This is a genomic window from Antiquaquibacter soli, assembly GCF_030580675.1.
Classification (GTDB): Bacteria; Actinomycetota; Actinomycetes; order Actinomycetales; family Microbacteriaceae; genus Rhodoglobus; species Rhodoglobus soli.
This window is the reverse complement of sequence record NZ_JAUQUB010000003.1, coordinates 156,656-180,479: the sequence shown is the minus strand read 5'-3', so window position 1 is coordinate 180,479 and position 23,824 is coordinate 156,656. Positions and strand designations below refer to the sequence as shown.

Here is a 23,824-nt window from a genome sequence, read left to right as displayed (position 1 = left end):
TAGTTATCCACAGTCGTGCCGCGGCAGCGGAGGAGTCGGCTTCGCGACGGGCAGCTAGCCCCGCTCCAGCCCGTGCGCGTCGAAGAACGCCGTGATGCGCTGCCACGCGTCGGCAGCCGCGGCCGGGTTCGGGCCGATACCCGCGACGCGCATGAGCGGGTGGAGGATGCTCGGTCCGGTCATCCGGGAGTTCAGGAACGCGTGACCCGCGTCGGGGTACTCGCGCACGTCGGCGGCGACCCCGTGCTTCTCGTACGCGGCCGAGAGGCGAGCCGCGGCATCCTTCAGCGTGCGGTCCTTCGCGCCGAAGCTCGCGACCACCGGGCACGAGCTCTCGACGACGTCCAGGTCGGCGGGCAGCATGCCGTAGTTGACGGATGCCACGTCGTAGTCGCCGCGCGTCGCCGCGAGCAGCGCGAACGCCCCGCCCATGCAGAAGCCGATCACGCCCACCGCCCCGGTGGTGTCGTCGCGTTCGCCGATCCAGGAGCGGGCCGCCTTGAGGTCGCGCCACGCCTTGCCCTCCCCGCTGCGCAGCGCCCGGAACGTCGCCCCGATGCACTTGCGCATGCCGCCCTGGGTGTAGAGGTCGGGCATGACCGCGAGGTAGCCGAGGTGTGCCAGGTGCTGCACCTGCTCCCGCATTTCGGGCAGGATGCCGAAGGCCTCATGCACCACGACCACCGCCGGCCACGGCCCGCTGCCGTCGGGCACACCCACGAGAGCGCGCAGGGTGGGGCTGATCGTGACATCCTGAAGCGTCGGCGCCATGGGGCGATTGTTGCAGACGGGAGCGGGATGCACACCAGGCCGTTGCGACTCATCCTGAAGCGGTGGAAGGCGCTGTACATCGTGGGCTGCTGGCTGCTCACTTTCGGACTGGTGTGGCTGGCTGCTCCGCTGCTGCCCGAGCCGATGTTGCAGACGCTCGCCACGGTCCTCGAGTTCGGGTGGATCTACTACGGCACCCGGATCTTCCGCGGCCGTGAGGAGCTTTTGGTAGTGCCTCGACCCTGGTGGAGGATGACGGCACGGCCACGGGCGGGATTCCTCCTGGGGCCCCTATTCCTCTTCGGAGCTGCCCAAGCGGTGTTGTTCCTGTTCGCGCAACCCGGATGGGCGTGGGCGACTTCCCTGGTCGAGTACGCGGCGCTCGCCGCTCTCTACCTGGGGTCGTCAATCACGCTAGCGCGGCGGCGGCGCGCGCCGAGTGTTCCGAAATTGTCGGAATAGTCCCTGCGATAACGACCGAATCGGAACACTCGCGGCAGGAGCCGACGCACGAGCACCTATTCCGCGGGCTCCCCGTCGGTCGTGGGCATGTCCTGCGAGTCGAACTGGCCGTCCGGGGCATCCGGTTCCGCGCGTTTGGGATCGCGCTCGAGCGACGTGGCGAGCTCCTCGGGGGTGACGACCGACGCGGGCTCGCCGGCGGGGTCCTGCTCGCTCATCGGTCGGCCCCGAAGTCGTGGTCCTGGAAGGCCTTGTGGTCGGCGGTGTGGTCCTCGGCCTTGAGGTCGGGCGAGCCGAAGTCGTGCAGCTCGGCCTCCGCCGCCGCGACGGGGGCGTGCCCGTAGTCGGGCGTGGTGGTGTTCTCCGTGTCCATCAGTTCCTCCTGATCACTCGGTTTCGGTGGGGTAGTCGTCGTCGGCGGTGACCTCGGTCGACTGCTCGAGCACGTCGGCGACATCGGCTTCCGCGGTGTCGGGGAGGCGGGCATCCGTGCCCACCGCCGCTTCCGGATCGAGGTCGCTCTCGACCTCGGGTCGCTCCTGCTCGAGGCGGTCGGCCTCGGGGACGGGGTCTCGATCGAACTCAGCCATGGTTCAAGGATGCGTCGGCCCGGATGCTCCGGCTAGGGGCTTGATCGACGGCGCGGGCCGCGCTAGATGTCCTCCGGCGCGAGGTCGCCCTGCCCGTCGGGCCCGAGCTCGGCGTCGAGCGGCTCCTCGCCCTGGCTGTCGGGCTGGGCCTCGTCGGAGATGCCCATGTCGACCTCCTCGAGGGCTTCGCGCTCGGCCTCGAGGTCTTCCTCGATGGCGGGATCGCGGTCTTCGGCGGCCCCGTCCACCGGGGCGAGCTCGCCCTCGGCGGGCAGGTCGGCGTTCTCGTAACCAGGCATGGTGGTCTCCTTCTCTGCGGCGGTCTACTCGGTGATCCGCGACCGCAGCTCGGTCGCGAAGAACTCGAAGAACGCGTCCGGGTCGGGGCCGGAGTTGTGGAGCACGAGGTGGTCGAACCCGGCGTCGACGAACGACCCCACGGCCGCGGCGTGCTTCTCCACGTCGGGCCCGCACGCGAACGCCTCGAGCAGGTCGTCGTCGCGGACCGTCTGAGAGGCCGCGTCGAAGTTGACCGGGTTCGGTAGCTCGGCCATCACCTTCCACCCGGCGAGCGCCCAGCGCTCCTTTTCCCGCAGCGGGGCGAGCGCCTCCTCCTCGGTCGCGGCGTACGCGAGCGGCACTTCCCCGTACACGGAACCCGCACCGCCCTGCTCCCGGAAGCCGTCGACTAGCTCGGCCCGCGGCTCGACGGCGAACATCCCGTCGCCCAGTTCCGCCGCGACGGCGATGGATGCCTCGCCGCTGAGGGCGACGGCGATCTCGGGCAGCTCGGTCGGGAGATCCCAGACGCGGGCATCCTCGAGCTGCAGGTACTGGCCCTTGTAGCTGTGGTAGCCGCCCGACCAGAGGAGTCGGATGATCTCGAGCGCTTCGCGCAGCATCTCGTGGCGGCGGCTCACGACCGGCCACCCTGCCCCGATGATGTGCTCGTTGAGGTTCTCGCCGGAGCCGACCCCGAGCGTGAAGCGCCCGTCGGAGATGAGCGCCATGGTCGCCGCGGCCTGGGCGATGATCGCCGGGTGGTACCGCATCGTCGGGCACGTGACGCCGGTGACGAGGCCGACGCTGGTGGTGCGGGCGGCGATCGCCCCGAGCATCGACCACGTGAATCCGCTGTGGCCTTGCTCCTCGAGCCACGGGTGGTAGTGGTCGCTGAGCTCCACGAAGTCGAAGCCCGCCTCCTCGGCGGCGACGGCCTGGCGGATGATCTCGGTGGGCGCGAAACCCTCGGTCGCGAGCTTGTAGCCGATCTGCATGTGTTCCACGCTCGTCGCGCACGCCGCGGGGAACTAGGGGTTGAACGCCCAGGGATGTGTTGCTACGGATGCCCGCTCCCCCGGGTCGCGCGGAGCATGCGGGGCTACCCTCGAACCATGCCCAGCCTCGACAGCGCCCTCCGTTCCGCCGCCGAGCGCTTCACCGCCGCGAACCCCGCGAGCCGGCAGCGGTGGACGGATGCCCGGCAGTCGCTCCCCGGCGGCAACACCCGCACGGTGCTCTTCCACGACCCGTTCCCGCTCGCGTTCGCCGGCGGTCACGGCGCCGAGCTCACCGACCTCGACGGGCACACGTACACCGACTTCCTCGGCGAGTTCACGGCGGGCCTGTTCGGTCACAGCGAGCCGCGCATCCTCGACGCCGTCCGGCGGGCGCTCGATGGCGGCATCAACTTGGGCGGGCACAACGACCTCGAGCAGCGGCTCGCGGCGCTTCTCACCCAGCGGTTCGGCCTCGGGCTCGTGCGATTCACGAACTCCGGCACGGAGGCGAACCTCATGGCCCTCGCGACCGCCGTGGAGTACACGCGGCGACGCAAGGTGCTCGTGTTCCGGGGCGGCTACCACGGCGGGGTGCTCACGTTCGGGGAGAAGCCGGGCCCGCTGACGGTGCCGCACGAGTGGGTGCTCGCCGACTACAACGACCTCGCCGGAACGCGGGAGCGGATCCGCGAGAACGCGGGCGACCTGGCGGCCGTGCTCGTGGAGCCGATGCTGGGGTCGGGCGGCGCGATCCCGGCTGACCCGGGCTTCCTCGAGATGCTGCGGGAGGAGGCATCCGCCGCAAAGGCTCTCCTGATCTTCGACGAGGTGATGACGTCGCGCCTGCCGCGGCCCGCCCCGACGCCCGACCTGATGACGCTCGGCAAGTACCTCGGCGGGGGCATGTCGTTCGGCGCGTTCGGCGGCCGGGCCGACATCATGGCCTACTTCGACCCCACCCGGAACGGCCACCTCTCCCACGCGGGCACGTTCAACAACAACGTGCTCACCATGTCCGCGGGCGTCGCCGCGCTGAGCGAGGTGCTGACGGATGCCGCGCTCGCCGACCTCAACGCCCGCGGCGACCGACTCCGCACGGCCCTCAACGAGCTCTTCGCCCGCGAGGGCGTGAGCATGCACGCGAGCGGTCTCGGATCGATCCTGAACCTCCACTTCGTGACCGGCCCGATCCACCGGGTCGAGGATGCCGCGGCCGCCGACGCGCGCCTGCGCCAGCTGCTCTTCCTCCACCTGGTGCACCACGGTTTCTGGATCGCGCAGCGCGGCCTCATCGCCCTGAGCCTGCCGATCACCGACGCCGACTGCGACCGACTGGTCACCGCGATCCAGGGGTTCATCGCGGAGTACCGGGAGGTGCTGCCGCGGCCGCGCACGAGCATCCGGGTGATCCGCGGGGACATCACCGAGCAGCACGTCGACGCGATCGTCAACGCCGCGAGCCCGCAGATGCGCGGCGGCGGTGGCGTCGACGGCGCCATCCACCGCGCGGCGGGCCCGGGCCTCCTGCAGGAGTGCGTCGAGCGGTTCCCCGAGGGGCTGCCGGTGGGCGGCGCTGGCTGGACGACCGCGCACGACCTGCCGGCGCGCTGGGTCATCCACGCCGTCGGGCCCGTCTACGGTCGGGGGACCCGCGACCAGCTGGTGAGCGCCTACGCGAACGCCCTGCGTCGGGCGGACGAGCTGGGTGCGGTGTCGGTGGCGTTCCCGCTCATCAGTGCGGGCATCTACGGCTGGCCGCGGGAGGACGCGATCCAGGCGGGGTTCGACGGCATCGCGGCATCCGGCACGGCGGTGCGCGACATCCGCTTCGTCACCCCGCACGACGAGATGGCGCGCGCCCTCGAGGCGGCGCTGTGGCGGGCGACCCCGCTGCGGATCCTGCAGGCGGTGCGCGTGCTCCACGAGCGCGGCTTCGAGCAGGTGCGCGCGCTGCCGGGCATGAGCCCGTCGGGGATGTACTGGCGCGTCCACGTCCGCGCCGGCTCCGACGACCTGTTGGGCTACACGACGGGCAACGAATCGGACGTCGCCGGCCGGGATGTCTCGGCCGCCACCACTCCGGACGCGGTCGCCGACCACCTGCTCACGCTCTCCCCCGGCCTCGCGCCTGCGGCCGATCCGGGTTACGTGCAGTGGTACCGCGAGCTCATGTCACTCGTCGAAGAGCACGCCGCGCTCCCCATCGCGTTCGCGGACTACTTCGATTCCGCGGGCGGCTGGGAGATCGGGTGGGGGTCCGGGGTGCGGGTGCCGGCGCCGCCGGAGTAGTGCTTGTCGCCGAGTGTTCCGATTGTGCCGCTATGAGGGCTCCCCAAGCGGCACTTTCGGAACACTCGGCGCAACCGTCCGGCCTCAGGCGGCGCGGCGGCGGCGGGTTAGCGTGAGCGCGGCGGCCCCCAGCACGAGGAGGGCCGCGGCGAGCGCGGCGGGAGCCGCGGCATCCGTTCCGGTGGCGGCGAGCGCGGGCGACACCTGCAGCGGCGAGCTGAACGAGCGGCCCGAGGTGGCGCCGGTTCCGCTGACGGTGACGGCACCGGTGGGCGAGCCCGCCGGGAGCGTCACCGACTTCGTGAAGCTGCCGGATGCGTCGGCGGTCGCCGTTCCCAAGTCGACGATGCGGCTGCCGGAGGTGAGTCGCAGCAGCACGGTCTCGCCCGGCTGGAACCCGCCGCCCCGGATGCTCGTGCCCGCCCCCACCGCGACGGAGGCGCTCGCCGGCTCCACGAAGAACGCGGAGTCGACCGCCGCGGTGGTGAGTCGGGCGAGGTTGGCGATGCCGTCCGCGGTGGGGTGGAGGGCGCCGAGCTCGACGCAGATCTCGCCGTTCAGCACCGGCAGGTAGTTGGCGTCGCACGTGGGCTGGCTGTTCTCGTAGGCAGTGAGGCCCCAGATCCACGGCTCGGCGGAGCACAGGGTGTTGTTCGCGGACGACGCCCAGCTCGTCACGAAGTGGAACCCGTGCTCCTCCGCCCCGGTCTGCAGCGCCCCGTCGAGGGCGATCTCGACGGAGTGGATGAACTCGAGGTCGGTCCCGGAGAAGGGCACGGAGTTGGGGGTGGTGGGGTCGGTGAAGCACGCGTTCGTCGCGTCCGCGGGGGTCACCATCGGGTAGCCGACGACGAACACCTGCGCGTTGGGGGCGAGCTCGGCGATGGCGTCGAGCACTCCGTCGATGCGGGGGGCGACGGCATCCGTCATCCGGGTGAAGAGGTCCGCGGTGGGGTAGGTCGTCGGGTCGCCGAAGTAGTCGGCGCAGTTGGGCACGCTGATGCCCAGCTCGAGTGCCAGGTAGACGGGCTCGCTCGACGGGTCGACCCCGGTGCGGATGCACGCCTCCGCGATGTGGGAGAACCCGAGGTCGTTGCCGCCGATGCCCACCGTGACGACCGCGGTGGAGTCGCTGAGCCCGGCCTTCTGCAGCTCCGGGACGGTGAGGCCCGCGAGCGTCACCTGCAGCTCGTCGCCCGTGGCGAGCGCGGGGAGCGGCTGCGCGGCGGGCGGGTTCGTGAACGTGACGCCGTCGGGGTAGCCGATGTTCGCGGTGACCGCGCCGCTGCAGGTCTGGTCTGTGACGTCGAGGCCGAGGGATGCCGCGACCCGGCTCGGGTAGTCGTCCTGCGACTGGTAGCAGCCGTTCGGGTTGCCGGTGAACGGCGTGGTGGTGGAGTACGGCTCGAGGCCGAAGCCCGCCTGGTAGGAGTCGCCGAGGGCGACGTACTCGAGGCCGGTGAGCTCGCCGGGCTGGGCGGCGGTAGCGGCCCCTGTCGCGGATGCTGCGGCGGTGACGGCGATGGCGGCGATGGCGAGTGCGGAGACGAGGGATGCGCGGCGCATGAGACAGAGGGTAGTGGTTACCGCGGTTCCCTGAGGCTCTCGAAGGGAAGACCCTAGCCCGACCACGAGTAGCGGCCCTAGCCTCATAGCATGACCGAAGGATACGGCATCGCTCTCATAACGGTGTTGGGTGCAATAGCGACTGCCGTCATAACCGCCGTTTTTGCTCGGAGCCGTGTCGGGCGCCTCGAAGCAATCTCCAGGATCCTCAAGGACCTACCGGTCCACGACCCGGCTTACGCCGATCTAGCCCAGATTCGCCAGGAGGATGCTCGCGCGCTTCGTCGAGCGCAGCAATATCCCTGGCCGCCGCTCGTCGGTTTTGTTCTCGCGACCCTCTTGCTCGGCTCCGTTCTCTCGGAGTTTGGGGAGCCTATTCGCGAGTGGTCGGATGGACTGTACAACGTGCTTGTGGGGGCGGTGCTCGGAAGCTTCCTGGGAACGGCTCTCCTAGTCCTCGCGTTCCTCGTGCTGGGAACGGTTTGGTTAGGTATGCGCGTGTTCGGATGGCTTGGAAACGGTTCGGGCCGTTTGCGATCGGCACGGACCCGACGCCAGACTCAGCCCGCGCAGAGGGACTAAAACATGTGCGGGGCCTAAATCTCCGTCCCTGTCAGGGGGCGCCCGAATCTGCCGAGTTCCCGACCTATTGAACTGCGCTGTCCGGGAGGACTTCATCCGCGTTCACCGTGAAGGCGGTCAGGTTGTAAGACCTCGCCGTAAATCGCATGTTCGAGTCGTTGCTGGCGATCGCGATACCTGCCGCGTACGGGCGGATCTTTAGGGCCTGACTGAGGATTTCGGAGTCGGCCTTGGGGAGGGGCTGATGCTCGAGGGCGTCGAGGTGCAATACCCAACCTAGCGCTGACTCCATGTCACCCCATGCTTCTCCCCGGAGTTGACGAAACTGTCCTCGTGGGAACTCGTTCTCCAGATACTTGGTCGCCTCGCGAGCTCGCCTGCGAGCCGCTTGTGAGGGGGCGCGGTCCTTGAGGTTGTCGATCTCCTCGAGCATCTTTGAAGTAAGTACGAGCGCGATTGGGACGTGCGGGAACTCGCCCAGCTTCCGGTTCCAGTTGATGCGCTCCACGAGATCCCAAATCTCGAGGAAGACATTGGTGTCGAGGACAACTGCTGAGTATCGGCCCCACTTCTGAACTGCAGCGTCGATCTCCTGCGCAGCAGCATCGAGCGCAGCCTGGCGGGCGATCAGCTCATTGTTCAGGACCTCGGACAGCGCCGGCCCATAGGCGATCGGTTCCACCCCTTGAAGTGACCAATACCGAGGCGTGGTCACGAGCTCATTCAGTTGCCTGTGATCTAGGTGTTGAGCGAGCTGAGCGGTCGCCCGCGCGGCCCAGGTGAGATAAGCGTTGAATCTGTCGACGAGTCCGAGCCCCGAGCCGAGCACGTTGCTTGCCTCGTAGCCCTGGCGGCGGATGTCGGATGCGGCTTGCGCTGGGGACTCGGACTCGAGATGAATCACGATGGCAATGTACTAGTTGGCTCGGCCAGACAACGTACGGCAGCCCGTCCTATGTCGGGGCCGCTCGCTACTGTGGTGGCTTAAGTGAAAATGTTTGTCGCGAGCAGAAAATGATGGAGGAATCGAAATGGCAGCCCTCAAGGACAAGACTGTGACGATCATCGTCAACACTCGATCGCTTCCGTGGTCCGAAAAGAAAATCACCTTCGAACAAGTGGTCGAGCTCGCCGCGCCGGGACAGCCTTATGACCCGGCACTCACCACGGTGGAGTACAGCAGGGGGCATGGTCCGGACCATGATCTTCGACCGGGCAAATCTGTTGAGGTAAAGGACGGCATGGTTTTCGATGTCGAACCCGCCAACCGTTCCTGATCAAGCAATAGCTCGTTTAGTCGACGAAGGCTACGACCTGGTGCTCCAGCAGGGGCACCTTGTCGTTCGTCGGATCGTTTATCGTTCACCCAACGGGCCTCGACGCGACGGCATCCTACTGATCCCGGTTAGCTACTCCGACGGTCTCGTCACGGATGCGGGTGACCACACCATGTGGTTCGCGGGCGACGAACCTTTGGATGAGAACCAAGCTCCTCTTGGGAGCGTTGGAGCTCATGACTACGGTGTCGGTGAGCAGGCGAAGTACATGCTGTCCTTCAAGCCCCATGGCGATAGGTATCCAAGTGTGTACGACAAGGTGCGGCACTATGCGCGGGTCCTCGCCCGCGGGGATGATCTAGAAGGCCTCGCGGCGGATCCGAGGCAGGGTGCGTTTCAGGTCGTTCCGGACGACCTTCCGTTGGTATATCCGGATACCAACGCCACTCGCGTTGGCTTGATAACCCTCAACACCCTGTTTCGTGGTCAAAGAGTAGCCATCGTCGGGATCGGTGGCACCGGCAGCTACATACTCGATCAGGTTGCCAAGACCTGGGTGGATCAAATCATTCTCATCGACGGGGACGAGTTAGAGCCGCACAACGCCTATCGTGCACCCGGCGCAGCTTCGCGAGATGCCGTTTTCTCTCATAGGAACAAGGCTGAGTACTTCGCGGACGAGTACGCTCGGATGCACACTGGCATCGTTGCCCGCCCCGTGGCTCTCACCGCTGACAATCTGCACCTTCTAGACGGGAGCACGTTCGTGTTCCTTGCGGCCGCCGACGCTGAGGCGCGTCCGTACATCATGCGCCACCTTCGAGAGCGTGACATTCCGTTCATCGATGTCGGCATGAGCTTTCGGGAGGGCGATAGCGGTCTCACGGGTCTGGCGAAGGTTTCGACCTACCTCCCTGGTGATTTGGCGGCATTGCCCACAGCGCCTGCCGTGGCTCCGGAGGAGGACGATTACCGCAGCAACATCCAGATCGCGGATCTCAACGCAATGAACGCACTCTTGGCAGTCATACGTTGGAAGAGACATCTCGGGTTTTACGCCACACACGAAGCGTCCAACGTCACCGTTTTCAAGCTCTACCTGAACGAGATCAGGAATGGTGACCTGCATGTCGCCGACTGATCGCTACATTGTTCGATTTGTGGAGTCCTTTCCGACGCCGCTGGAGCCTGCCATTCTCTATGTCTCCGTCGCGTATTCGACAGCGGGTCACCTGTGCGCCTGCGGATGCGGTGGCGAAGTGGTGACCAAGCTCTCACCGGCAAGGTGGCGCGTTAGCTTCGACGGCGAGATCTCCCTCAGTCCCTCTGTGGCCGCGACCGCGCTCCCCTGCAACTCGCACTACTTCATCACCCGTGGTGAGGTCGACTGGCGTCGGCCCCTGAGCGAGCTTCAGACGAATAGAGCGCAGATCGCTGATCGCCGCGCGATCAACGATCACCGCGCCGCGTTCCCAAGACAATGGTGGAAACGGCTGTTCCATCGCCGCTGGTAGGAGCAACGCGCGAATAGCTTCCGCCACGTGCGATCCCGACCGGCGTGCAATTGTGCGGGCACGCGTGGGCAATAAGCCCAGATCGCGGGCGTGGAACGCGACGAACGTCAACGCAAGGAGCACTTTCCGCGGTGGCCCCTACGGGGGTCGATGCCGTGATCTCACGATCCTCAGCCGTGCAGCGAGCGCAGGGCACTACGTGGTTGCCGCGACTGGACGAGCCCTCGGCCCGTCAAGGTCATTCCGTTGCGTATGTCTATCCCCGCTCCCCGTTGTGCCCCGGCCCCGACCGGAACGCCTCCGACGCCACCGCGCCGACCTGCACCCCGATGACGAGCCCGAGCACGGTGGACGCGGTCGTCCAGATCATGTGCTCCGAGCCATCCGAGCCGAGGCTGCTGACGGCGATGAGGCCGAGCGATCCGGGCACGAGCAGCCAGAACACCGGCCGGAACGTGACGATCGCGGGCAGGCTCGGCCACCCGCGCTCGAGGAGGCGCAGCGCCAGGAGAAGCACCGCCGCGGTGACGGCCGCCGCGAATCCCGCGCCGAGCAGCGGCGTCAGCACGAGGGTGCCCGCGTAGGCGAGGAGCAGCGTCGCGGTGATGACGAGCGTCACCGGAATGGTGGCCGACAGGAACACCCCCACCCCGATCGCGAGCAGCGCGACAGCGGGCCAGGCGAACAGGGGGTCGACGGCGGCGAGGGCGGGGCCGCCGCCGGTTCCGAGGACGACGGCCGTGTCATCCAGCCGTCCGCCCAGGATGCCCACGCCGGCGACCGTGCCGGCTGCGAGCATCGCCCAGATCGTCAGCCCCGACACCAACCGCCCACCGCCGGAGACCACGTCGCCCGCGCTCACCTCGATGAGCGCGTTCGTGACCGCGGCGCCCGGGATGAGCATGACGAGCGGCGCGGAGATCGCGTAGAACGGCACCTCCGCGATGCCGGCGAGCGACGCCGTGAGCCCGACGAGCAGCGCGATCACGAGCGCCAAGAAGAAGGGGAGCACGGCGGCGATGCGCGGGTAGCGTCCCGCGACGGTGAGGATGTAGCCGACGAGGATGCCCAGCGCAGCATCCAGGCCAACAGCCCACCACGGATTGCCGAGCACCACCGCGATGCCGCCGGAGATTAGCCCGGAGCCCAGGAGCGAGAGCCACAACGGGTAGCGGGGCCGCATCGTGTAGAGGTGGTCGAGGCCCGCCTGCAGCTGGGGCCACGGCATGCCACGCTCGGCTTCGGCGGCGAGCTTGCCGACGACCCCGACCTGCTCGAACGTGAACGAGGTGCCGGTGGAGACGAGCACGCGGGTGCGGTCGCCGTCGTCCACGAAGACGCCGGTCGGCAGGGCGCCGACGGTGAACTCGGCGGAGTTGCTGCGCGCGACGGCCTTCGCGACGCGGCTCACATCGGTGACGGCGTAGCCCGCGTCGAGGAGCGCGACGCCGAGACGTCCGATCGCCTCGACCTCTTCATCCGGTGCGGGTTCGGGCATGCGGCTCCTCCGTCGCTTGGGGCGGTGCGGGGACCGCGGCTGAGGGAGAGCGTAGCGGCGTGACGCCCGCTCGCCCCACCGAGTAGGCTCCGAGCGTGTCTCACGAAACTGACCAGCCCCGCGCCTGGCTCGTCCGCGGTTCCAAGAACTACAGCTTCGATCAGTGGATGCTCGACGAGGGCTACACCGCCGTGGACTTCCACGAGATCGGCGACCTCAGTGTGGCGCACGATCTCCCGGCGATGCGCGCCCTCGTCGCGCCCATCCTCTCGGATCGGTCGGAGGGCGCGATTGGGAACTATGCAGCGCAGCTCAACGCGTTCGCCAACCGCATGGAGATCGGTGACCTCGTTGTTCTCCCTCTGAAGAATGTCGGCCGCTTGGCGCTGGGCCGGGTGACCGGCCCCTACCAGTACCTCACGGAGCCCGGCGTGCTCAATCATGTGCGAACGGTGGAGTGGGTGCGGACGGATGTGTCGCGCGCCTCGATCAACCAGGACCTGCTCTACTCGCTCGGTGCCTTCAGCACCGTCGTGCAGATCAGCCGCAACGATGCGGCTTATCGTCTCGGCAAGATCATGGCCGGCGCCGAGGTCGATCCGGGCGCGCGGGCTGGCGTCGCGCTCACTCTTCCGCGACAAGACACCGATGTTGTCGACACCGACGAGGCGATCGCCGCCGACGGCCAGGACATCATCCGGTACTCACGCGACCGCATTCTGAGCCGCATCAAGGAGAAGTTCTCCGGCTACCCTCTCCAGGATCTCGTCGCCGAGCTCCTGATCGCCGAGGGGATGACGTGCAAGGTCCCACCGAAGGGGGCCGACGGAGGCATCGACATCATCGCCGGCTCAGGCGTTCTGGGAATCTCGGCGCCGACGATCATCGTGCAGGTGAAATCCCAGACCAGTCGTGTCGGCTCCGAGGTGCTCGACCAGCTGGGCGGTGTGGTCGGTCAGCACCAAGCGGACCATGGCCTGCTAGTGACTCTCGGCGGACTAACGGCCCAGGCCCAAGCGAAGGTGGATGCCCAGCGCCTGCGAGTCGCCGTGTGGGATGCCGAGGAGCTCGTCGAGCGCTTCCTCAAGCACTACGAGGTCATGCCGGAGAGCATCAAGGAAGCGATTCCGCTGCGGCGAGCCTGGGTGATCGACGAGGGCGCGATCTAGCCAAGCCCTGTTGTCGTATCCACGACCGGCCCGGTCACCGCAAGTCGATCAGTCCTCCTTGGACTTCAGAAATTCGTAGAGCATCGCAGGGAGCGCTTTGCTGAGCTCGGCGAAGAGCGCGCTGTCGCCCAAGAGGTCGTCCATGAACTGTGGGGTCTCATCGCGGACCCCCACGACCGCCCTCGCAAAGGCTTTGGGGAGTGCCGGCGATTCGGCGAACTGCTCCGGAGTATTCACCTCCGCCTGATGGATCAGATCCTCGTCGGTTGCGAGTCGGCCAATGACCTGCCCCATGACGAGGGCGGGGGTGCCTTCGCCGTAATTGGCGCCGAACCGCTCGTTGAGCTTGTCGATGATTTCCTGAAGTTTCGTGCGGTGTTTCTCGTGCACTGCGCCAGAGCCGATCGCAGTGATCGGCTCGAGGCTGGCTCCCGCCTCGAGCGTGAGTTTTACGGAACCAGATTTGGTGATGTTGTAGTCCACGAGGGTGACGCTAGAGACGTCCACTGGTTCCATCAGCGTCGCCGTCGACAACTGGGGATAGATCCGCCTGTAGAAATAGTGCCTGCGAGGCAGGTCGGTGTCCTCGAGATTGCGTGCCTGGGAGATGAAGTCGTAGAACTTCACATAGGCTGCGACGTCGCTCTTGAAGAGCTGAAGCAATTCTTGGTCTACCTTCTCAGCATCCGTCACCGCGTCGAACCACCGCTTCGCGAACCTATCGACGGCTGGCGCGGTTGCAGCCGACACCTTGGAGTTCGCTTTCGTGCCCCCAGCGAGCGCGGCATCGAACGCCTGTCGAACTTCGTCCATTGTGTAGATTCCGGACGAGTCGAGCTTGGTCGCCAGGTCGTAAATCAGATTTGGGTCAGTGATCCCCGTCAGTTGCGCCTTTCGGTAGTAGGGCAAGAATGCATCGAGCACATCGCCGGGTTCGTTGACGAAGTCGAGCACGAACGTCTTGTCTTTGGCGGGATACGTGCGGTTCAGGCGGGAGAGCGTCTGCACTGCCTGCACGCCACCGAGCCTCTTGTCGACGTACATCGCGACCAGCCGCGGCTGGTCGAACCCGGTTTGGAACTTCTCGGCGACGATCATCACGTTGTACGTGGATGGTTTGAAGGCCTCCGCTAGGTCGCTTTGAGCGCCAGGGTTTTGGGTGCGTTCGGTGAGGCCCTCGCCGACATCTTCCGGGTCCTCAACCGTGCCGGAGAAGGCGACGAGCGAGCGCACATCGGTGACACCCGCGTAGTCGAGGTACTTATCGAGGTACTTCTTCCAACGCACCGCTTCCTTGCGGGAACCGGTGACAACCATCGCCTTTGCCTTGCCGTCCAGCAGCGGACGCACGTAGGCGCGGAAGTGGTCGACGACAATCTTCGCCTTCTGACTGATGTTCGTCGGGTGCAGCCGAACGTACTGCACGAGCGCCTTCACCGCTGTCGACTCGTCGACTTCCTGGTCGCTGTCGTAGTCGGCGCCAGGATGCTGCAGCTTCCACGCCACCTTGTAGGGCGTGTAATTCTGAAGCACGTCAAGGATGAAGCCCTCCTCGATCGCCTGCTGCATCGAGTACAGGTCGAATGGCTCGGGGGCATCTCCACCTTCCGGCACTCGGCCGAACAGCTCCAGCGTCTTCGCTTTCGGCGTCGCAGTGAACGCGAAGTAGGAGATGTTCGGCGCTGCTGCTGTGACCTCCATTGCCCATTGCAAGTACGCGTCGGAATCGATCGGCGCACCTTCGGCGATCGCGGCTTGCTCGGCCGGCGACAACACCTTGGTGAGCGCACCTGCCGTGGACCCTGTCTGCGATGAGTGCGCTTCGTCGGCGATCACGGCGAAGCGACGTCCCTGCAGCGCGGGGAGAGTCTGGATCGCAGTGATCAGGGCTTCGAACGATTGGATCGTGACGATGACAATGTTCTTCCCGCCGGTCAGCGCTGCCGCAAGCTGCGCGGACTTGGACTCACTGCCGTCTCTCGTGATCGACTGGACCACGCCGGCTTGCTTCTCGAACTGCGTGATGGCGTCTTGCAGCTGCTTGTCGAGCACCGTGCGGTCGGTGACGACGACTACCGTGTCGAAGACCCGGCTGTTGTCTACATCGTGGAGCTGTGAAAGACGGTGGGCGAGCCACGAGATCGAGTTCGTCTTGCCCGACCCTGCGGAGTGCTGCACGAGGTAGCGGTGACCGGGGCCTTCCTCACGGGCAGCTTCGACGAGGCGGGTGACGGCACGCCACTGGTGATAGCGCGGGAAGAGCACCTTTTCGGTGCGGGTCTTCTTGCCCGTGTCGGGGTCGGTATCGATTTCGACCTGCAGGTGCACGAACGACCCGAACAGGTGCAGCCAGCTGTCGCGTTGCAGGATCTCCTCCCAGAAGTAAGAGGATGCTGACCCGTTAGGGTTCGGCGGGTTTCCTGCGCCTTGGTCGTAGCCTTTGTTGAACGGGAGGAACCGCGTCTTCGCTGCCCGCAGGTGCGTCGTCATCCGCACTTCAGAGTTCGACAGCACGAAGTGCACGAGCGCCCGCCTCGCGAACCCGAACAGTGGCTCTCCGGCCGGGTCGCGATCGAAGCGGTACTGGGCAACAGCGTTCCCGATCGGCTGCGTGAAGTTCGTCTTCAACTCGATCGTGGCGACCGGGATGCCGTTGATGAACAGCACCAGATCTAGGGCCTTGTTCGGATGCTTCGCGGAATAATGCACCTGTCGCATTACCCGCAACCGCATCTTCGCGTAGGCACCGAGAGTGTCGGGGTTATGGGTGGTGGCGGGGCGGAACTGCGCCATCTTAAACCTTGCCGTTCCGCCGTGGGGCGGCACAAGCGTGAACCCGTCGTGAAGGACGCGGATGGTGCCGCCGTTCTTCAGCGGATCGTTGTCAAGTGTCTTCGCCAGCCGTTCAAGTAGAAGACGCCGTGCCGCATCCCGCCTCTCCGGAGCGTCGTGCGGGCGCACAACCTTCTCGAACTCCGCCTGTTGCGAGTCCTCGAGCCAGCTGAGCACATCCTCAGGCAGGAGCGCGAGCGAGCGGTCGTAGCCCGCATCGGTCGATGAATACAGCCACCCGTGCGCGGCAAGGTGCTCCGCGATCTCTATCTCAAGCACCGATTCAAGGTGCGCGCCAGCCGCGTTGCTCATGTCGCCACCCCCACATCGACCTTCCCCGTCACCGCCGCCGAGATCAGCGCTGCTCGCCGCTCGCGCGCAAGCTCGATACTCCGGCGCGCAATCGTAACTGCCCTACCCATGCGCTCATCCGCTGCTGACAGGGCTTCAATGACCTCGCGCTGAACATCGATCGCAGGAAGGTCGACAACTAGCTGTGCGAACGTCGACCAGTTCCGGTAGTCGACGCTCCGTTGGCGCACGCTCCATGCGTAGGCTTCGAGAAAGCCGCTCTTTCCGAGCGCCCGAAGCAGCCGGGCAATGTACTCAGGATCTGCCCGCGAAGTCACCTCACACACGTGATAGACGGGCGAGCAAATCCCGTCTGATTCGGCGACGCCCACCGCGCCAGCGAATCCATCGAGTCCGTGATAAACAACGTCGCCCGTCTTTACACCTTGATATGCGCCTCGGCTCTCGGTCTCGGTTTCAGTGAAGCCGTCAATCCGCCGATTTGCCCGGCTCGTGACCTGGCCGTCCCGAAAAGCCGTCACAACTGGGGCATCGTCAGGAGCGATACGACGAAGCTTCCGCAAAACGGCCTTGAGCGGCACCCGCTGGGTCGTCGGCTGCTCGAGAAGTAGCCGCAAACTCTGAGCCTCATGCCGTTCGGTGAGGAGGGCGATCAGTTCCTCGTTCTTCGCGATGAACGCGTCGATCTGCGACGTCTCCCGATCCAGATAGTCCGCAATCGCACGCTGCGCTTCGAGCGCAGGGGCCCACACCCCGATCTGCTTTACTCCGTTCCAGTCCGCTCGCGGCATCTTGGCACCGTAAACCGACGCAATCACTGGCTCCAAGAATGGCTCGGAGAGCACGAGATACGCTAGGTAGCGCGGCACCAATAGCTCGCGATTAGGCCGGTAGACGTGAAAGTCGCCGACTGCTTCCCCATCGCGGCTAGCGAGCCATGCCTTGCGGAGGTTGGGCCGGAGCTTCCCAAAAAGCACGTCCCCGGAACGAAAGACAATTCCGTCGCCGGCATACTCAGCCTCTACGTCGTCGAGAAGTCGCCCGGTCGACTTCTCGACGGCTTCGAGCCCGATGCGGAAGCTTCCGTGTTCGGAAGCTCGCTCGGTTACCAAGCGCACGATGCGCCCGAATGGTGTCCAGGTCACCGTTCTACCTCGGCGAGCATCGCGCGGAGTTCGTCCATAGCGCGTTCAAGGTCGCGGTCGATCTCCTCCAGGGCTCGCGGCGGCATGTACTGATAAAAATGACGCGTGAATGGGATCTCGGCGCCCTCTTTGGTCTTGGTGCGGTCAACCCAGGCCTCCGGGGCGTAGGGGAGCACTTCCCGAGCGGCGTAGGTGTCGATGTCTTCGTCCCACGGGACGTTCTCGGTGTCGCGAAGCGACGGGTCGGGTTCGGGATTGCCCTTAGCGTCGCGGCAAATGTCGGCCGTGTCGTCCTGCTCGCTGAGTTCCGTCGTCACGCTCTTGATCAGCGGTGCGGGCAGGGTCAGGCCTTCGGCTTTCGCAGCATTTTTTAAGGACTTATGAAACTCGGCACGGTTCTTCCAAGCTCGGTCAGGTCCGAGCCGGTTGAGAGTGGCACGAAGGGCGACGGCATCCGCTTCGTTCAATTTCTGCACGGTCTTTGCTTCGAACACGGTGTCGACGCGCTCGGGCGTCGCCCGCCAGTTGAGCTTCAGCGGACGTTCGACTGTGATCGTGCGGTAGAGGAAGTCTTCGTTACGGAAGATCTTGGAGTGCTTGTTTGGTTCAAAAACGGAGTAACACTCGACGATCGTGCGGATGTCCTCGGACGAAAGCTCGTTGCGCTTGGATCCGAGCCCCTTGCGGAGCTTGGTGACCATCTCCCGTGCGTCGATCAGCTGCACGTGCCCGCGGCGTTCGTTCTGCTTGCGGTTAGTGAGCACCCAGATGTAGGTCGAGATGCCGGTGTTGTAAAACATGTCCTTTGGCAGGCCGATGATCGCTTCAACCATGTCGTTCTCAAGGAGCCACTTCCGGATGTTCGACTCGCCGCTGCCGGCGCCGCCGGAGAATAGCGGAGACCCGCTGAGCACTATCGCCATCCGCGACCCGCCGTCTTCGGGCTTGCGCATCTTGGAAACCAGGTGCAGCAGAAACAGCATCGCTCCATCGCTGACGGCCGGAGTGCCCGGTCCGAAGCGACCCTTGAAGCCGAGCTTTGTGTGCTCGTCTTCGATAAGGGCCCGTTGGTCCTTCCAATCGACCCCGAATGGCGGGTTGGAGAGCCCGTAGTCAAACTTCTTGTCCTCGAAGGCGTCCTCGGTGAGGGTGTCGCCGAGCGCGATGTTGTCGACGTCCTGGCCCTTGATGACCATGTCGGCCTTGCAGATCGCGTAGGAGGCGTCGTTGTAGTCCTGGCCATAGAGGCTGAGTTGGATACCGGGATTGAGCCGGCGCAAGTGCTCTTCGGCGACCGACAGCATTCCGCCAGTTCCCGCGGTTGGGTCGTAAATCGATCGAACGACACCCGACTTGGTGAGTGCGTCGTCGTCGAGGGCGAACAGCAGCTGCACCATCAGCGAGATGACCTCGCGGGGAGTGTAGTGGTCGCCGGCGGTCTCGTTCGACCGCTCATTCGCCCACCGGATCAGCTCCTCGAAGACGAGCCCCATCTGGATGTTGCTGACTGTGCGCGGGTGAAAGTCGGCTTGCGCGAACTTCTCCGTCACCGCGAACAGCTTGTTCTTCTCGGTGAGCTTGTTAATAGTCTTCTCGAACTCAAACCGCTCGAAGATGTCTCGCACGTTTGTCGAGAACCCGGCCAGGTAGACGGCCATGTTGGAGCGCAAGTCTTGCGGGTCGGCGATTAGTTTGCCGAAGTCGAATGGGCTTGTGTTGTAGAAGTCTTGCCCGGCCGCCTCGCGCAATTCGAGGTCGCGTAGCACGTCGGGTTTGCCCGCCGTCGTTGAGTATGCCGCGAGCACCTCAGCTTTCGTGTCCGCCAGCACCGCGTCGAGACGGCGCAATACGGTGAAGGGCAGCACTACAGACCCGTACTCGGACGGCTTGAACGGCCCGCGTAGGGACTCGGCGATGTTCCAGATGAAGTTGACGTGATTCACCACAGAGTGGAGCTCCTACTTCCTTAGGCGTTTGTGTGGCTGCAGTTCGAGACACCGGACCCGGGGCAACCGTTCGCCATATGTGTGAATTTAGCTCGGCGGACTTGAAACCGAGCACCCCCACACCGGGGCTGATGCGCGAGGGAATGGAGCGGAGCCACACGTGACTTGCGCAGTTGTGGCGGCGACACAAGTCGCGTACCCTATACAGGTTGCGCATCCGCGCACATCGTATGCCTCCCCACCGCAGCACTCTCGGGGATCAAGGCGTGCCGACAAGTGATCTTGGGTAGGGCATCCCGCAAGGAAGTCCTACGGTAACCAGAACAGGAGTACCGCCATGGCAGCAGTCTGCCAGGTGACCGGAGCCGTTCCCGGCTTTGGGCACAACATCTCGCACTCGCACCGTCGCACCAAGCGTCGGTTCGACCCGAACATCCAGAAGAAGACCTACTACGTGCCTTCGCTTCGTCGTAACGTCACGCTGACGCTGTCCGCCAAGGGCATCAAGGTCATCGACGCACGCGGCATCGAGTCGGTCGTGAAGGACCTGCTCGCGAAGGGGGTCAAGCTCTAATGGCCAAGCAGCAGGACATCCGTCCCATCATCAAGCTCCGCTCCACCGCGGGCACCGGCTACACCTACGTGACGAAGAAGAACCGTCGCAACAACCCCGATCGCCTCGTGCTCAAGAAGTACGACCCGGTGATCCGCCAGCACGTCGAATTCCGCGAGGAGCGCTAACCATGGCCAAGAAGAGCAAGATCGCCAAGAACGAGCAGCGCAAGGTCATCGTCGCGCGCTACGCCGCCCGCCGTCTCGAGCTGAAGAAGGCACTCGTCGACCCCAACGGCACCGACGAGTCGCGAGAGGCCGCTCGCGTCGCCCTGCAGAAGCTCCCGCGCGATGCATCCCCGATCCGCGTCCGTGGACGCGACTCGATCGACGGTCGTCCCCGCGGTTTCCTCTCGCAGTTCGGCATCTCCCGTGTCCGTTTCCGCGATATGGCACACCGGGGCGAGTTGCCCGGAATCACCAAGTCAAGCTGGTAGATTTCAGGCGCTACAAGCGCACCACCTAAATGCATAGTCCGAGGAGGACACCCATGGCTGACAAGTCACTGAACCGTACCGAGTTCGTCGCGGCAGTTGCCGCTGAGTCTGGCCAGAGCCAGGCGACCGTGAACGGCGTCGTCGACGCGATCTTCTCCGTGCTGTCGACCTCGGTCGGCGAGGGCACCAAGGTGTCGATCCCCGGATGGCTCGCCGTCGAGCGCACCCACCGCGCCGCCCGCACCGGCCGCAACCCGCAGACGGGTGAGGCCATCGAGATCAAGGCGTCCTACGGCGTCAAGCTCTCCGCCGGCAGCAAGCTCAAGGCCGCGGCCAAGTAGTAGCCCTACAGACGACAGGGCGGCGATCCGACAGGGTCGCCGCCCTTCGTCGTTAAGTCCCAGCCAGCCCGCCGTAGGGTTAACCCCGTGCCTCGCCTGCTCCGGATCGCCCTGCCCGCGATCCTCCTTCTCGCAGCGCTCGCCGCACTCCTCGTCGGCCTCGCGTTCGGCGGCGGGGCCGACCCCTCCCTCATCGAGAGCCTCGACCCCGGGCCCGTCGTGCGCTACGGGCTCCCCATCTCCACCCTGCTCGTCAACCTCGCCGGCGCCGGCGCGCTCGGGTCCCTCCTCCTCGCCTGCTTCGCGCTGGATGCCACGCGCACCGAGTACAACCAAGCCCTCGACATCGCGGCCGCCTCCGCCGCCGTCTGGACCGTCGCCGCCGGAACCACCGGCTTCTTCACCTTCCTCACCGTCTACAGCCAACCGGTGCGCTTCGACGAAGCATTCGGCGACACCCTCGCCAGCTTCCTCACCACCACCGAGATCGGCCAGGCCTGGCTCACCACCACCCTCGTCGCCGCCGGCGTCACCGCCCTCTGCTTCGCCGTCCGCAACCAGACCCTCGTCGCGTTCGTCACCGCGCTCGCCGCGTACGGGATGCTCCCGCCCACCCTCCAGGGACACCGAGGCGGCACCGCCAACCACGACGCCGCCAGCACCGCCCTGTTCCTCCACGTGCTGTTCGCCGCCGCCTGGCTCGGCGGACTCCTCACCCTCGTGCTCGTGCGCGGCGCCCTTGAGAAAGGCAGGCTCGCCGTCATCCTGCGCCGCTACTCGACGGTGGCACTGGTGTGCTTCGTGGTGGTCGCGGTGTCCGGCTACGTGAGCGCGCTCATCCGCGTCGAGACGATCGAGAACCTGTGGTCGCCGTACGGTGCTCTCGTGATCGTGAAGGTGCTGGCACTGCTGGCACTCGGTGCCTTCGGGGCCGTGCAGCGACGGTTCGTCATCCGGCGCATCGAGAAGCCGGGCACAAGCGAGCGCCCGTGGTTCTGGGCGCTCGTCGCCGGCGAGCTCGCGTTCATGGGCGTCGCCTCGGGTGCGGCCGCCGCCCTCGCCCGCACCGCCACCCCCGTGCCCGAGGTGCCGACGAGCGAGCTCACCGACCCGAGCCCCGCCGAAATCCTCACCGGCAGGCCGCTGCCGCCCCCGCCGAGCTTCGAGAACTACCTCACGATGTGGAACCTCGACATCCTGTGGCTGCTGATCTGCGGCTTCGGCATCCTGTTCTACATCTGGGGGGTCATCCGGCTGCACCGCCGCGGCGACCGCTGGCCCTGGTACCGCACCGTGCTCTGGGTGCTCGGCATGCTCGTGCTGCTGTGGGTCACCAACGGCGGCGTGAACGTGTACGAGAAGTTCCTGTTCAGCTCGCACATGCTCGCCCACATGACCCTCGGGATGATGGTGCCGGTGCTCCTCGTGCCCGGCGCCCCCATCACGCTCGCGCTGCGCGCCATCCACAAGCGGGATGACGGGAGCCGGGGCATCCGCGAGTGGCTGCTCATCCTCGTGCACTCGAAGCCGTTCGCGATCCTCGCCAACCCGATCGTCGCTGCGGCGATCTTCACGGCCTCGCTGTGGGTGTTCTACTACACGCCGGTATTCAGCTGGGCGACCACCAACCACGTCGGGCACGAGTGGATGATCGTGCACTTCCTGCTCTCCGGGTACCTGTTCGTGCAGTCGCTCATCGGCATCGACCCGTCACCGCAGCGGCTGCCCTACCCGGTGCGGCTCGTCATCCTGCTCGCGACGATGGCCTTCCACGCGTTCTTCGGCCTCGCGATCATGAGCGGAACCGGCCTCCTGCTCGCCGACTGGTACGGGGCGATGGGCTGGGACACCGGCGTGACCGCCATCGAGGACCAGCAGGCCGGCGGCGGCATCGCGTGGAGCGTCGGCGAGATCCCCAACGCGATCATCGCTCTCACCATCGTGTTCCTGTGGTCGAGGTCGGACGAACGGGAGACCAAGCGCCGCGACCGGCAGGCCGACCGCGATGGCGACGCCGAGCTCGAGGAGTACAACCGGATGCTCGCCGAGCGGGCGAAGAGCGGGCGGCCGGTCTAGCCGAGGGTGGTTGTCGCTCGCGCGGGAGTTAGTGCGGTGCGCGGGTGTTGCAGCACCCGCGGGCGGCAGCAACTCCCGCGCGAGGAAGAAGGGCGGGGGATGCACGGCCCCCGGGAGGCTAGCCAGCCCTAGAACCGCGTCGTGACCAGCAGCTCGTCGCCCGGCAGGAACGCCACCGAGTAGCTCACCGAGAACGGCACGTCCTCGTCGAACGTCGACACCGAGCCGTCGAACAGGCTCCGCACGTCGACGACGAGGTGCGCCGTCGCGGGCGTCGAGGGGACGATCCAGTCCCCCGACCGGTCGCCGGCGCGCAGGCTCACCTGGGGGTACTGCACGATCGACCACGCCGGGGCGGTGATGATGCGGTTGCCCATGGACTGGCCGAACGGGCATCCCGTCGGCATCAGCACCTGCTGGGTGGCGCACGTGTCGAGGATGTCGTCGACCTGCTCCTGCACCCGCTCGAGCATGAGCGCGTTCGGCTTCACCATGAGCGCGGTGGGCACGGATGCTCCGGCGTCCGCCACCGAGACGGTGACCGGCTCCGCGTCGAGGTAGGTGGTGTCGTGGTTGAGGCGGATGCTCGACGGCGTGAACACCAGGTACCCGGCGGGATCGTTCGGGGTGGGGCTCACGAGGTCGATGCCGTTAGCGGAGAAGCGGGCATCCCCGACGACCGTCACGTACATGGTGGAGAGCGGGCCGGTCACGAACTCCCAGGAGGGGAAGAGCCCGAAGGCGAGCCCCGTCGCCTTCACCTCGAACGTGGTGCGGCCGGGGGCGCCGTCCGCCTTGTAGGTGAACGTGACCTTGTGCACCCCGCCTTCGACCTCGATGTCGCTCGTGAGGCGGATGTCGGTGAGCTCGCTCATGGCGGCGCGGCGCAGCAGGGTGTCGGATGCCTCGTCCGGGTTGTCGTAGGCGCCGATCATCTCGAGGGCCCCCGCCGCATCCTTGCGGGCCAGGGTGTCGAGGTAGCTGCGCACGAAACCGGACGCGTTGTAGACCGTGTTGTTGAGCACGAGCACCGTGAGGCCGAAGGCGCCGAGCAGGATCGCGGCCACCACGGACCAGGTGATCAGCTCGCGGCGCATCCCCACATTCTACGTTTCCTCAGTGCGC

25 protein-coding genes are annotated in these 23,824 nt (G+C 66.1%); 12 read left to right on the top strand and 13 right to left on the bottom strand.

The features are described 5' to 3' along the window. Window positions 1-54: 54 nt before the first annotated feature. Complete coding sequence (locus Q5716_RS12910; protein WP_305003562.1) at window positions 55-771, bottom strand: dienelactone hydrolase family protein; 717 nt, start codon at window positions 769-771, stop codon at window positions 55-57. 27 nt (window positions 772-798) lie between these two features. On the opposite strand from Q5716_RS12910, the gene Q5716_RS12905 reads away from it, so the two are divergent. Continuing rightward, the gene (locus Q5716_RS12905) at window positions 799-1,233 is read left to right on the top strand and encodes a hypothetical protein (protein WP_305003561.1); all 435 of its coding nucleotides are present in this window, start codon (window positions 799-801) and stop codon (window positions 1,231-1,233) included. A 56-nt stretch (window positions 1,234-1,289) separates the two neighbouring features. Here the strand turns inward: Q5716_RS12905 and Q5716_RS12900 are convergent, their stop codons facing one another. The 5 genes from Q5716_RS12900 to Q5716_RS12880 all read right to left on the bottom strand — a co-directional run bounded on the left by Q5716_RS12900 (window position 1,290) and on the right by Q5716_RS12880 (window position 3,100). Next, a complete protein-coding gene (locus Q5716_RS12900; RefSeq protein WP_305003560.1) occupies window positions 1,290-1,451 on the bottom strand; it encodes a hypothetical protein in 162 nt (53 codons plus the stop codon). Beyond that, a complete protein-coding gene (locus Q5716_RS12895) occupies window positions 1,448-1,606 on the bottom strand; it encodes a hypothetical protein (protein WP_305003559.1) in 159 nt (52 codons plus the stop codon). The genes Q5716_RS12900 and Q5716_RS12895 overlap by 4 nt, the downstream gene beginning before the upstream one ends. Window positions 1,607-1,619: 13 nt before the next feature. After that, entirely contained in the window at window positions 1,620-1,823 is a 204-nt protein-coding gene (locus Q5716_RS12890; RefSeq protein ID WP_305003558.1) for an Rv3202a family protein, read from the bottom strand. Window positions 1,824-1,885: 62 nt separating this feature from the next. Then, window positions 1,886-2,122 (bottom strand): hypothetical protein, encoded by a 237-nt coding sequence (locus Q5716_RS12885; protein ID WP_305003557.1) that lies wholly within the window; start codon window positions 2,120-2,122, stop codon window positions 1,886-1,888. A gap of 24 nt (window positions 2,123-2,146) precedes the next feature. Continuing rightward, window positions 2,147-3,100: a TIGR03557 family F420-dependent LLM class oxidoreductase gene (locus Q5716_RS12880; RefSeq protein ID WP_305003556.1), complete on the bottom strand. Its 954-nt coding sequence runs from the start codon at window positions 3,098-3,100 to the stop codon at window positions 2,147-2,149. Window positions 3,101-3,217: 117 nt separating this feature from the next. Between Q5716_RS12880 and Q5716_RS12875 the strand changes: the two genes are divergently transcribed. Then, entirely contained in the window at window positions 3,218-5,392 is a 2,175-nt protein-coding gene (locus Q5716_RS12875) for an aminotransferase class III-fold pyridoxal phosphate-dependent enzyme (RefSeq protein WP_305003555.1), read from the top strand. Between the two features lie 84 nt (window positions 5,393-5,476). On the opposite strand, the gene Q5716_RS12870 is transcribed toward Q5716_RS12875, so the two are convergent. Continuing rightward, window positions 5,477-6,958: a GDSL-type esterase/lipase family protein gene (locus tag Q5716_RS12870; RefSeq protein ID WP_305003554.1), complete on the bottom strand. Its 1,482-nt coding sequence runs from the start codon at window positions 6,956-6,958 to the stop codon at window positions 5,477-5,479. A gap of 90 nt (window positions 6,959-7,048) precedes the next feature. On the opposite strand from Q5716_RS12870, the gene Q5716_RS12865 reads away from it, so the two are divergent. Then, window positions 7,049-7,540 carry a hypothetical protein gene (locus Q5716_RS12865; protein ID WP_305003553.1) on the top strand — a complete coding sequence of 164 codons (492 nt, stop codon included), beginning with the start codon at window positions 7,049-7,051 and terminating at the stop codon, window positions 7,538-7,540. Window positions 7,541-7,604: 64 nt separating this feature from the next. Here Q5716_RS12865 and Q5716_RS12860 read toward each other — a convergent pair whose 3' ends face one another. Further along, window positions 7,605-8,444 (bottom strand): PIN domain-containing protein, encoded by an 840-nt coding sequence (locus tag Q5716_RS12860; protein ID WP_305003552.1) that lies wholly within the window; start codon window positions 8,442-8,444, stop codon window positions 7,605-7,607. 127 nt (window positions 8,445-8,571) lie between these two features. Between Q5716_RS12860 and Q5716_RS12855 the strand changes: the two genes are divergently transcribed. From Q5716_RS12855 to Q5716_RS12845, 3 genes are read left to right on the top strand one after another with little or no spacing between them, the layout of a single operon-like run. Beyond that, entirely contained in the window at window positions 8,572-8,817 is a 246-nt protein-coding gene (locus tag Q5716_RS12855; RefSeq protein WP_305003551.1) for a multiubiquitin domain-containing protein, read from the top strand. After that, window positions 8,792-9,958 (top strand): ThiF family adenylyltransferase, encoded by a 1,167-nt coding sequence (locus tag Q5716_RS12850; RefSeq protein ID WP_305003550.1) that lies wholly within the window; start codon window positions 8,792-8,794, stop codon window positions 9,956-9,958. Before Q5716_RS12855 ends, Q5716_RS12850 begins: the two co-directional genes overlap by 26 nt. Further along, window positions 9,945-10,331 carry a ubiquitination-like system serine protease family protein gene (locus Q5716_RS12845; protein WP_305003549.1) on the top strand — a complete coding sequence of 129 codons (387 nt, stop codon included), beginning with the start codon at window positions 9,945-9,947 and terminating at the stop codon, window positions 10,329-10,331. Before Q5716_RS12850 ends, Q5716_RS12845 begins: the two co-directional genes overlap by 14 nt. A gap of 256 nt (window positions 10,332-10,587) precedes the next feature. On the opposite strand, the gene Q5716_RS12840 is transcribed toward Q5716_RS12845, so the two are convergent. Continuing rightward, on the bottom strand, window positions 10,588-11,829 hold the full coding sequence (locus Q5716_RS12840; protein ID WP_305003548.1) for a threonine/serine exporter family protein: 1,242 nt from the start codon (window positions 11,827-11,829) through the stop codon (window positions 10,588-10,590). A gap of 95 nt (window positions 11,830-11,924) precedes the next feature. Between Q5716_RS12840 and Q5716_RS12835 the strand changes: the two genes are divergently transcribed. Continuing rightward, the gene (locus Q5716_RS12835; protein ID WP_305003547.1) at window positions 11,925-12,998 is read left to right on the top strand and encodes a restriction endonuclease; all 1,074 of its coding nucleotides are present in this window, start codon (window positions 11,925-11,927) and stop codon (window positions 12,996-12,998) included. 48 nt (window positions 12,999-13,046) lie between these two features. Here the strand turns inward: Q5716_RS12835 and Q5716_RS12830 are convergent, their stop codons facing one another. From Q5716_RS12830 to Q5716_RS12820, 3 genes are read right to left on the bottom strand one after another with little or no spacing between them, the layout of a single operon-like run. Continuing rightward, on the bottom strand, window positions 13,047-16,142 hold the full coding sequence (locus Q5716_RS12830) for a type I restriction endonuclease subunit R (RefSeq protein ID WP_305003546.1): 3,096 nt from the start codon (window positions 16,140-16,142) through the stop codon (window positions 13,047-13,049). After that, window positions 16,139-17,287 carry a restriction endonuclease subunit S domain-containing protein gene (locus tag Q5716_RS12825; RefSeq protein ID WP_305003545.1) on the bottom strand — a complete coding sequence of 383 codons (1,149 nt, stop codon included), beginning with the start codon at window positions 17,285-17,287 and terminating at the stop codon, window positions 16,139-16,141. The genes Q5716_RS12830 and Q5716_RS12825 overlap by 4 nt, the downstream gene beginning before the upstream one ends. Next, window positions 17,284-19,233 (bottom strand): type I restriction-modification system subunit M, encoded by a 1,950-nt coding sequence (locus Q5716_RS12820; RefSeq protein ID WP_305003544.1) that lies wholly within the window; start codon window positions 19,231-19,233, stop codon window positions 17,284-17,286. The genes Q5716_RS12825 and Q5716_RS12820 overlap by 4 nt, the downstream gene beginning before the upstream one ends. Before the next feature lie 337 nt (window positions 19,234-19,570). Between Q5716_RS12820 and rpmB the strand changes: the two genes are divergently transcribed. The 5 genes from rpmB to Q5716_RS12795 all read left to right on the top strand — a co-directional run bounded on the left by rpmB (window position 19,571) and on the right by Q5716_RS12795 (window position 22,699). Continuing rightward, complete coding sequence (gene rpmB / locus Q5716_RS12815) at window positions 19,571-19,807, top strand: 50S ribosomal protein L28 (RefSeq protein WP_305003543.1); 237 nt, start codon at window positions 19,571-19,573, stop codon at window positions 19,805-19,807. Next, on the top strand, window positions 19,807-19,974 hold the full coding sequence (rpmG, locus tag Q5716_RS12810; protein ID WP_305003542.1) for a 50S ribosomal protein L33: 168 nt from the start codon (window positions 19,807-19,809) through the stop codon (window positions 19,972-19,974). Before rpmB ends, rpmG begins: the two co-directional genes overlap by 1 nt. A gap of 2 nt (window positions 19,975-19,976) precedes the next feature. Further along, window positions 19,977-20,282, top strand: a complete 306-nt coding sequence (gene rpsN / locus Q5716_RS12805) for a 30S ribosomal protein S14 (protein ID WP_305003541.1) — start codon at window positions 19,977-19,979, stop codon at window positions 20,280-20,282. Between the two features lie 53 nt (window positions 20,283-20,335). Further along, window positions 20,336-20,623 (top strand): HU family DNA-binding protein, encoded by a 288-nt coding sequence (locus Q5716_RS12800; protein ID WP_305003540.1) that lies wholly within the window; start codon window positions 20,336-20,338, stop codon window positions 20,621-20,623. A gap of 87 nt (window positions 20,624-20,710) precedes the next feature. Next, window positions 20,711-22,699, top strand: a complete 1,989-nt coding sequence (locus Q5716_RS12795) for a bifunctional copper resistance protein CopD/cytochrome c oxidase assembly protein (RefSeq protein ID WP_305003539.1) — start codon at window positions 20,711-20,713, stop codon at window positions 22,697-22,699. 128 nt (window positions 22,700-22,827) lie between these two features. On the opposite strand, the gene Q5716_RS12790 is transcribed toward Q5716_RS12795, so the two are convergent. After that, complete coding sequence (locus Q5716_RS12790) at window positions 22,828-23,796, bottom strand: hypothetical protein (RefSeq protein WP_305003538.1); 969 nt, start codon at window positions 23,794-23,796, stop codon at window positions 22,828-22,830. Window positions 23,797-23,824: the final 28 nt, after the last annotated feature.